Raw genomic sequence first — 9,879 nt, 5'->3', positions numbered from 1 at the left:
TTTGAGAGCGGCCAATTTTCAAAAGGTCCGCTTGATGCCGCTTCATGGCCAGGAACCAAATGCACTTTCCAACCATATATGTAGCCATCCCATTCAACTTTAAGATTTCAGCTAAAGTGGCAGCATTATCTGAATTTTCCCTCGTTTATTAGGGTATTGGGGTCCAAAATCTAGTTCAGTTATGAATCCACCCCCACAGAATGGCAGTTACGGCCTGTTAAAAGCAAGCACGAGTAGGAGAACATAACGGAGTTACATTAAAATTATTGTAACGCAGACCATTTTTAGCTAATGAATCAATATTAGGTGTTTCAATTTCTGAACCAAAACATCCTAAAGCGGAATAACCCACATCATCTAAAACAATATATATTACATTGAGCGCAGATTTTTTATCGGAACTTCCAAGCCCTGTCTTCAATCCATCACCATCTTTCCTTTCACACTGACAAAGTCTGTAAACAATGGATCATATATATTAAGTAATTTATTAAGGGAATAATTTTATAATGAGTGCTCTAGTAAAAAAAGAAGCTTAAAAAAATGATTAGTTATATCATGTACTTGCTGTTCTTCTAAAAATAAAATTGCCCTACACTTTGCCAAAAAGGGAATTGTGTAGGGCAATTTAACTTGCGCTTCTTATTATGAAATAAAACCTTTGATTTTAAATTAACATCTCTAACAAATGTACTTAAAAGCTACTATTTCCTGCTTAATTCTTAGATACTGCTTTCCAAAACTCACCCGCTACCACATTATATCCCGCTAAACTTAAATGAGCATCAGATTGATTTGGAATATACTCTGCATAATTCGCTTCAATTGCCTTCTCAGTAGGTACGAATGTATCACCATGTGAATTAGCCTGTAATTCCATTTGAGTATTTAAATCATGTAATAATGGTAATAGCGTCGCTTGTTGTTCTTGTGATTGATATGGAAAGGATTATAGTATCCCATTACATAAACATGAACGTGATTATTAAGATTATCTATAGTACTCAAAATCGTTCTAAATTCGCACTTACATTTTGAATTGCTTCTTGGGCTTGATTTGAATTTGTTTGAATTACAGGAGCCAGATCATTCAAACCAATATCGATCGTAATATGACTTGCTTCTTTTATTTCTTTTTGAACTTTTTCATTGTATAAAACATCGTTTTTCAATTGAACAGATGTATATCCCGCCGTACCAAAATTATTAAAATCAACTACATGATAAGATTTTTGAAAGCGTTCTTTAATAAAATTAGGATAACCTGCATCCATTTTTCCATATGGAGTTTGCCCAGCTGCTAAAGAATCTCCTAAAGCAAGATATTCAACTTTAACCAAGACGCCATCCTTATCTAATTTATATCCATCGATTATAGTACTTGCGGCCCTTGATCCATTATCATAGAAATAATACCAGTCATCATCGACTTTTACCCAACCAGTTTTCATGACACCAGATCCATCTAGATAATACCATTTTCCTCCGTCTGATATCCAACCGGTTTTCATGACACCAGATCCATCTAGGTAATACCATTTTCCTCCGTCTAATAACCAACCAGTTTTCATAACACCAGATTTATCAAGATAGTACCATTTCCCTCCGTCTAATAACCAACCAGTTTTCATGACACCAGATTTATCAAGATAGTACCATTTCCCTCCGTCTAGTAACCAGCCAGTTTTCATGACACCAGATCCATCTAGGTAATACCATTTTCCTCCGTCTGATATCCAACCGTTTTCATGACGCCAGACCATCTAGGTAATACCATTTCCCTCCGTCTGATAACCAGCCGGTTTTCATGACACCAGATCCATCTAGGTAATACCATTTCCCTCCGTCTAATGTCCAGCCGGTTTTCATCGCTCCATTACCATCTAGGTAATACCATCTTCCTCCATCTAATAACCAACCAGTTTTCATCACTCCGTTGCCATCATAGAAATACCATTTACCATTTGTTTGTTTCCACCGGAAACAACATAATAGCCATTGGAAGCAGCAATCGTATCGAATGTATCATTTGTATTTGTTATGATTACTGGTGTGTACAGCTGTACTTGATCAAAAAGCCAACGAATTTCATCGTTGTGCATTCGTATACACCCTGAACTTACATAAGATCCAATTGAATTTTCGTTATTATTTCCGTGTATAGCATAAGTTGTACCATATGTACCTCTAGCATCTAATCCATCCAACGGTTACCTAGAGGATTACGAGGATCACCACCAGGGATATTGCCTGTATAATATGGCCGGTTTACAATCTTAGTTACAATTTAAAATTCCCTTCTGGCGTTAAAGAGTCATCTCTTCCTGTAGCTACTCTAAATGTTTAACTAAAGTACCTCCATTATAATAGGCCAGTTGATTTATTTTTTGTTAATGATAAGTAACTGGGAACCACTATCTGCTTTTGTCTGATCGGTATAAAAAAACATACTAAACAATAAAACAAGCATAATCGTAAATTTTTTCATATTTTCCCCCGAATATATATATATTTTAAAAATAACAATATCATATTATGTGAGAAAATTCTGTCAATTTTGATGAAAACGGGTGATATTTTAGCATTTTTTATCCCCCATTAACGTGGAAAGGCCCTTGTTCTTTATCAATCTAGCATAGATTCTAATACGCTAATCGATATATCAAAAACCTCTCATTCGAATTTCGTTCATACAATCCTGGCAATATAACCTCCTCTTTCAATTCAAAAGAAGTTTGATTATCTAAAAAATAAATATAATCTTCCGATGGATAATATAAAACTAGCTCTACTTCCCTTTCTACTTTTTCTACCGAAAGCAATACATTGTTTATCACATTCATAAACACTTGCACCGAAAATGGATTAAAAAAGTAAAATTTATTATCCAGTGGATCAATCTCGTACTCTTGTGCCAAGCAACACTGAAAATGAATTTTATCTTTACTTTTTTAGAATTATTCAAATAACGATCTCGATTTTCCATTGCTTCTTGATAGAAGGTCTCGTTCATTTCTATTCCTACTACAGATGCATGATAAAAATGATGGATATAGAAATTTAATCGTCCTTTTCCGCATCCAAAATCAACAACTCGATCACTACTTTTCAGTTCATACGTATTAAACAACTGTTCTAATGCAAGATATGGCGTCGGTTCATAACGATGATAATGCAGAGACTCGTAGAACCCCTTTTGCTCTCCTACTGTTTTTATGTTTAGTACTGCATCATAATACTGTTCGTTCATGGATTCACTCCTAATTAAGAAACTATACATTCTATTATAAAGGATTCACACCTGTACCATATGAAAAAGCTACCCTAAAAGGACAACCATTTTTGACCTTTTCAGGATAGCTTTCATATCTAAATTTAAGGACTAAAAACCTCAAATTCCAAATAGAAATAATCTTATTTCAGAACTTCCAATACCGTTTGCTTCAATATTTGCACGCCATCTACTATACAAGCGTGATCAAACGTCATGTGAGGATGATGTAACCCTGGCTTTAGATTCGCACCTAATCCTAGCATGGCAGCTTTTAAGTGCGGCTTTTTGACCGTATAATAATGAAAATCATCACTTCCTGCTGTAGGAAGCGGTGCAGTGCAGCCTTCTTCGCCATATATTTGGAGAATTCCCTTACGAAGGAACTGCTCCGCCTCAGCTGATACTTGTGCTCCAGGTGCGAAATCAACCCATTCATAAGAAATCTTCACACCCATCGCTTCAGCTGCTTGAATAACTTTTTCTATCTTTTCCTTTAACTCTTCTAACAATGGATTGCTTTCTGCTCTTACATCTAAAGCGAAATGCCCGTTCCCTGGAATGATGTTTAAACTTTCACCACCCGCTTGGCATCTCGTCATTTTAACGGAGTATGAATGTTGTGGTGACAGCCATATATTTTTCAATCCAATATTAATCATTGAAATCACATCGATTGCGTTTACACCTTGATGCGGCCGCGCACCATGAGCGTCAGTTCCATATATATGAGCTTCTAAAAAATCAGCCGCTCCATGGCGAATGGATGGTGCCGCTTGCTTCAATGATAATTCCTCTATTGGTCGTAAGTGAACACCAAATAGGAAATCAACATCATCCACAACACCTTTCTCAACCATCTTCAGAGCTCCGCCTCCTTTTTCTTCTGCGGGCTGAAAAATAAAGCGGACCGTTCCCGTTTGCCACTCCTCATTTTTCAACTGTAAAATAAGCCCCATCACAATTGTCATATGACCATCATGACCACATGAATGATTTGCTTTGAACTCCCCATCTACCTCTTGCCATAATGCATCCATATCAGCTCGAATAGCGACAACTGGTTTCCCACTTCCCATTTCTGCAATTACTCCAGGACAATCATCAAATGTTTTATAAGAAATTCCTTCTGCCTCTAAAAATTTTGTAATATAGGTAGTCGTATTATGTTCATGCCAACTCACTTCAGGATGCTCATGTAAATATTGAAAAATTTTATTTAAACGATTCTGCAAATCTTCTCTCTTCAACTTGATGCTCTCCCTTCTATACGCAAAACAATTCTCTTAAGGCTGTTTTGAAATGACATTCACTCCACACTAAACAGTCTTTTGTTTTTCAAAAACATATTGAATATTCGTTTAAATGTCAAGTAATCCTTCTCTCAGTATGATGAATGAACTTTCCCTTTTCGCCATATGCCGGACTGAATTTCACTGTATCCACCCTCTTCATTCTTTATGCTTTAAACCCTTTCAGTATCACTAAACTTTCCAAGACAGAAAGAATGGCAATAAGAAACTACATTAGAGACATAGCATGAAAAGAATAAATGGGAAGCTTTAGCTCATAAAGGGCGCGGGGACGCCCTTGCTGATAAGGCATCTCCTCACCACAAATATTTGCATATCCTTGATCAACCAACTTCTTTAAAATACGTTCTGTCGTACGTCTTGTTACTTGTAAATACTCCGAAAGGTCAGCTGCCGTAAATTGAAGTGATGAACGTGATTGACTAAATTGAATGATTTTCGATAAATTTGCTGGGCTTAATTTTGTTGCCTTCGCTATCTTTAGTAGTTCTTGGTCATCATTTTTAAGACTCTGCACTTTCTTTTCTTTTGGAAAAGGATCCGAACAGTTCTTTTTCATCCGTTAATATATAACAACAGCTTTCCATTTGATTGCTTGTTGCGAAACTTTGAGCAATCTTAGCGTTTTGTTCCGCTTCTTTTACTGTTCTTCCGTAGCCAAAGCCAAGTGCTATAGGATCTTTTGAATTGCCCAAAAAGTTTTGAAGAGAACTTGTTTTTATAAGTTCCTCAATATCACCACGCGTCGTATACAAAATGTATGAAGTTTCATCTACTTGGCGAAATGAACCGTGAATTTCACGAGCAAATGTATCAAGATGCTCCATTGAAATATGGTTTGATGCCGGGAATGCTACCACACAAGCTGCAACAGTCGCTGAGTGACTCTTTGCTAACTGTGCTTTTGCTTTTGCATCTTTTAATCCTTGTATAAGAGCTTTTGTCGGATCAAGCATTCGCTGCGTGGGCACACCAAGTTCAATAAGTTTGTCATAGACAGCATGAACACTCGTTAGTGCTAAATCAACCAATCCTAACTGGTACCGAGAGTAATGAAAATCCACAATCTCTTTTATTTCAAACATATTCGGTAACATATCTTGATAATCCATAACGTGAGGAACCCCTGTAATCCCGATATCATTGAAAACATTTGTAACGAAGGAAGAATTCACTAAATCAATTGAAATTCGCTCCGGTTGAATGTTTTTATGATGTAAAATGAAAAGCAAAGAAGACGCAAGTGCCATTTCGTTTTGCTGCAAATAAATACTTGGAATTCGTAATTGTTCTCGCATTTCTTTTGAAATATAATAAGGTATAACACCGGAGAAAAAGATCACATCACACGGCTTTACATGCCGAATAACTTCTGAAGATTCCTTCGGATGAGAATAAACATAAGGTTCAATCTCTATATCTTCGACTTGGTGGGCAACAGACACAAGGCGCTGAATAGACTCTTGTGTACCAATAACCGCAATCTTTATCATCATTTGTTCAAACTCCTTATAGCTATTTAACGACTATTTAACGACAACTATATCAAATGCACAAGAGCATTGTAAACAGAAAGGGGTCTTTTCAATGAAAATCACAGCAATTCATCTTTATGCAATTCGTTTACCGCTTCAGAGTCCATTTATCGTAAGCTATGGCATTTATCCTGATATGCCTTCCATTATTGTAAAACTCGAAACTGATGAAGGCATCGTCGGTTTCGGGGAAGGCGTAGCTGACGAACATGTTACATGTGAAACATGGGAAAGCACTTTTCATATTTTAAAACATACAGTAGCTCCTGCGCTGATAGGTAAAAATCCAATGAATATCGAGAAAATACATGAAATCATGAATCAAACTATTTACGGGGTGCCTACTGCCAAAGCTGCAATTGATATTGCTTGCTTTGATGTAGCGGGGAAAAAACTTGGACAGCCTGTGTATCAATTGATCGGCGGACGCTATCATGAAGAATTCCCAATTACCCATGTTTTAAGCATCGATTCCCCAGAAAACATGGCGGAAGAAGCTGCTTCCATGCTACATAAAGGGTACCAATCCTTTAAAATGAAAGTCGGAACAGATGTCAAAAAAGATGTTGAGAGAATTGAAGCTGTACGTGAACGAGTCGGAAATGATGTCGCAATTCGCGTTGATGTGAACCAAGGCTGGAAAAACAGTGCGACGACGCTAACTGCATTACGTTCACTTAAGCATCTAGACATTGATTGGATTGAACAGCCTGTTATAGCCGACGATATCGACGCAATGGCTTACATTCGCTCAAAAACAGACCTTTCTCTTATGATTGACGAAGGATTAAAAGGACCGCGTGAAATGCGCCAAATTATTCAAAAACAAGCAGCTGATAAAGTAAACATTAAATTAATGAAATGCGGCGGAATCTATCCAGCTGTCAAACTAGCTCATCAAGCAGAAATGGCTGGCATCGAATGTCAAATTGGTTCAATGGTCGAATCATCCGTTGCCTCTTCCGCAGGATTCCATGTCGCTTTTTCTAAAAAAATTATTACTAGTGTTGAACTAACAGGGCCATTGAAATTCACGAAAGATATCGGGAACCTTTCCTATGATGTACCTTTTATTCGCCTAACAGAAAAGCCAGGACTCGGCATTGATGTCAATGAAGATATACTCAATGAGTTAACTGCTTTTCAACATATTGTTCGCTAAAGGAGGCAAAAGCATGAACATTCTTTACGAAGGAACGTTAAAACAAAACGAGCAACCATTCAAAGTCGCACCATTATCTTTGCATCACATCGAGCAAATTTTATCGGTACAAGACGATGTAATTGAAGCACTAGAAAACAAAGAAAGCTTACAGCCTCTTACATTAGAAGAATTTCAAAATATATTAACAGGAAATGGCTTCATGATCGGTGCATTCATAGACGAACAACTCATTGCATTTCGTGCGCTCTTAGTTCCCCCCATCGATGAAGAACATTTAGGATTGGATATTGGCTTACAAGGTGAGGAATTAGAACGGGTCATCTATCAAGAAGTCTCAAACGTTCATCCAACCTACCGCGGAAATGGAATGCAGAAAATATTAGCGAAGGTCATTATGGATCAATTACAACAAACCGATAGCAAATACGATTACGTTTGTTGTACAGTTGCGCCATTTAATATCCCTAGTTTAAAAGACAAGTTCGCCCAAGGGATGGAAGTTGCTGCGCTGAAAGAAAAATATAGTGATCGGTTGCGGTATGTGTTTGTGAAAGAGCTGAAGAGTGAGAGACAAAGAGAATGGGTGAACGTAGAAGAACTTCTAATGAGTGATATTGCTGGGCAGAAAAAGTTGCTGGCGGAAGGGTATCGTGGGTATGAGATGGAGTTCTGTGACGGGGAGTATTTAGTTAGTTTTGGAAAATAAGATAGTATTTTCATAATCTAATATTCGAACTTTATTTATTTTGAATAAAAGAAAGATGAGATCTTACTAATACTTGAATCTCATCTTTCCCTAAATAAAAATACCTCTTAATGCTTAACACCAAATTACTACTTATCCCTAAAAACTCCAACATAAATCAGGGCTCTATTTGTCATTCCTTTCAAACTAGGCCGGCACCTCGCATGTCTAGAATATATGCGATAACAAGAGAGTAGAAAATAATTTTTTAGATTGTATTAATAATTATTTAAACTAGACAAAAAAGAACCTAATTCACTATCCGATTGAAATTTAAAAGAATATCCATAATGTATCGGAGTTTCCCTTTGTTTTTTCTTTTAGGAAATTGCCTTAACGCTGTACTATGATATTTACCAATACTTTTGCTTATTAAGCTACTGTTGTTTTCTACGGTATTAGGATTTAAAACAATACTAATTTCTATATTATGTAATAAATAAATCACTTCTTTACTCTGAATATTTTCATATTCTACAGCCTTACTTGTTTCTTTTGTTAATTTATAATTATTTTCATTAAAAACTACATTTAATTCTTTCATCCAATAATTCCCCCCATTTCATTTTGTATATCCTTATTGTCATATATGCTTAAACACACGTCTATCATTTTCCAGCTTTATCTTTCAAAATTTTATGCACAAATGATTCCACTTCAAATAAAAAAGGCAACTATCCCTTAGGGATTAGTTGCCTCCTTTAAATAAATTTTGTGTTTCTTTTTCGAACACCCGAATAATTGGAATTTCCCGCTTTTTTTCTTTCAAAGCATGCACAATACTCATGTAATACCATGATTGGTCACGCTTTCCACGATTAAAACGCGACCATACTTGATCGCCTTCTCTTTCTATGTCCTCTTGAATGGATCGTAAGTTATGTAATTTATCTGCGACAATCAAAGTAATCTCTTCATTCGAACGGTGTGGAAGAGATAGAATGGTATGTTTTTTTCTTTCTTCCCATGACAACGATTTATCTGGTTCTGAAGCCGCCTGAACCAATCTCAGCACTTCTTCGCCAAAATGCTCACACAACTCAGCCTCGGTTGTATTCGTGTCTTCTAAAGTATCATGCAATAATCCTGCGGCAATCACTTCATCACGCTGCTTTGCTTTCTGTAAAATGAGTGCTACTCCAAATGGATGTATAATGTACGGAATGTTAGTACCCTTGCGCATTTGACCTTCATGCTTAATAGCAGCAAACTGCGTCGCTTTCTCAATTAATCTGCTCATGTACCTCATCTCCTTTGCCTTCATTATATATTCATAACATAAACACCGCTCAGAATAAAATCTTCCGAGCGGTGTTTACTCCTCCAACTTACTAAAACCATTCGATTTTACAAGATCCTTCTTTTACAGTTAATGTTTCTTAAATTGAACAAGCTGATTCAAAAGATACATTCATGGAAATTTTCAATTCAAAAGACTGTATCCCTGAAAATTTAGATTCGGATAATGAATCACCGGAATCTGATGAATTTTCAGATGAAGAGAAAAGAATATATGAGTTTATACAATGTTATTTAGTATCATAAAACGTGTACGTCTAACACGTAAATCCAGCTACCCTCATTATTTTTCATCTACACTTCTCCTTTTTTGTAGATTAATTATATAACTGCTGAAAATTGATTCTTCTCTTTTTAATCTACATATGCATATGATAATTACATGTGTTTTTTTGTATACAAATAAAAACACGGAAAACAGGTAGAAAGTAATAGATAAATAATCAACGTTTTCATGAATATATTGAATTTCTATCCACTGAAGGGGGAGATCGAGTCCTAATGATGCAAATGAAAAATTTCTTTCAAAGTAAAGGATTTCAAAGGTTGCT

10 protein-coding genes and 4 pseudogenes are annotated in these 9,879 nt (G+C 36.2%); 2 read left to right on the top strand and 12 right to left on the bottom strand.

The window, feature by feature from the left end:
- Positions 1–217 precede the first annotated feature (217 nt).
- The 9 genes and pseudogenes from AB1279_RS00100 to AB1279_RS00060 all read right to left on the bottom strand — a co-directional run bounded on the left by AB1279_RS00100 (position 218) and on the right by AB1279_RS00060 (position 6,080).
- A complete protein-coding gene (locus AB1279_RS00100; protein WP_429757441.1) occupies positions 218–421 on the bottom strand; it encodes a sulfatase-like hydrolase/transferase in 204 nt (67 codons plus the stop codon).
- A 294-nt stretch (positions 422–715) separates the two neighbouring features.
- Positions 716–880, bottom strand: a complete 165-nt coding sequence (locus AB1279_RS00095; protein WP_429757440.1) for a hypothetical protein — start codon at positions 878–880, stop codon at positions 716–718.
- Positions 881–1,004: 124 nt separating this feature from the next.
- On the bottom strand, positions 1,005–1,763 hold the full coding sequence (locus AB1279_RS00090; protein ID WP_429757439.1) for a GDSL-type esterase/lipase family protein: 759 nt from the start codon (positions 1,761–1,763) through the stop codon (positions 1,005–1,007).
- On the bottom strand, positions 1,747–1,929 hold the full coding sequence (locus AB1279_RS00085) for a hypothetical protein (RefSeq protein ID WP_429757442.1): 183 nt from the start codon (positions 1,927–1,929) through the stop codon (positions 1,747–1,749). The genes AB1279_RS00090 and AB1279_RS00085 overlap by 17 nt, the downstream gene beginning before the upstream one ends.
- Before the next feature lie 21 nt (positions 1,930–1,950).
- Positions 1,951–2,022 (bottom strand): annotated as a pseudogene (locus AB1279_RS00080) (hypothetical protein); the annotation flags it as partial.
- Between the two features lie 77 nt (positions 2,023–2,099).
- Positions 2,100–2,207, bottom strand: a pseudogene (locus tag AB1279_RS00075) (L,D-transpeptidase family protein); the annotation flags it as partial.
- 435 nt (positions 2,208–2,642) lie between these two features.
- A pseudogene (locus AB1279_RS00070) lies at positions 2,643–3,250 on the bottom strand (methyltransferase).
- A 164-nt stretch (positions 3,251–3,414) separates the two neighbouring features.
- Positions 3,415–4,521, bottom strand: a complete 1,107-nt coding sequence (locus tag AB1279_RS00065; RefSeq protein ID WP_429757437.1) for a M20 peptidase aminoacylase family protein — start codon at positions 4,519–4,521, stop codon at positions 3,415–3,417.
- Between the two features lie 271 nt (positions 4,522–4,792).
- A pseudogene (locus AB1279_RS00060) lies at positions 4,793–6,080 on the bottom strand (transcriptional regulator).
- A gap of 91 nt (positions 6,081–6,171) precedes the next feature.
- On the opposite strand from AB1279_RS00060, the gene AB1279_RS00055 reads away from it, so the two are divergent.
- Positions 6,172–7,281, top strand: a complete 1,110-nt coding sequence (locus tag AB1279_RS00055) for a mandelate racemase/muconate lactonizing enzyme family protein (protein WP_429757436.1) — start codon at positions 6,172–6,174, stop codon at positions 7,279–7,281.
- A gap of 13 nt (positions 7,282–7,294) precedes the next feature.
- The gene (locus AB1279_RS00050; protein ID WP_429757435.1) at positions 7,295–7,990 is read left to right on the top strand and encodes a GNAT family N-acetyltransferase; all 696 of its coding nucleotides are present in this window, start codon (positions 7,295–7,297) and stop codon (positions 7,988–7,990) included.
- A gap of 289 nt (positions 7,991–8,279) precedes the next feature.
- Here the strand turns inward: AB1279_RS00050 and AB1279_RS00045 are convergent, their stop codons facing one another.
- The 3 genes from AB1279_RS00045 to AB1279_RS00035 form a co-directional block, all read right to left on the bottom strand.
- Positions 8,280–8,573 carry a hypothetical protein gene (locus AB1279_RS00045; RefSeq protein ID WP_429757434.1) on the bottom strand — a complete coding sequence of 98 codons (294 nt, stop codon included), beginning with the start codon at positions 8,571–8,573 and terminating at the stop codon, positions 8,280–8,282.
- A 144-nt stretch (positions 8,574–8,717) separates the two neighbouring features.
- A complete protein-coding gene (locus AB1279_RS00040; protein ID WP_429757433.1) occupies positions 8,718–9,269 on the bottom strand; it encodes an HD domain-containing protein in 552 nt (183 codons plus the stop codon).
- Between the two features lie 342 nt (positions 9,270–9,611).
- Positions 9,612–9,879, bottom strand: a 268-nt coding sequence (locus tag AB1279_RS00035) for a hypothetical protein (protein WP_429757432.1), incomplete at its 5' end; no start/stop codon positions are given.

The organism is Bacillus sp. S14(2024) (assembly GCF_050473785.1).
GTDB lineage: Bacteria > Bacillota > Bacilli > Bacillales > Bacillaceae_G > Bacillus_A > Bacillus_A yunxiaonensis.
Note: the sequence above shows the minus strand (reverse complement) of the source record. Positions and strands in the feature narration are given on the sequence as shown.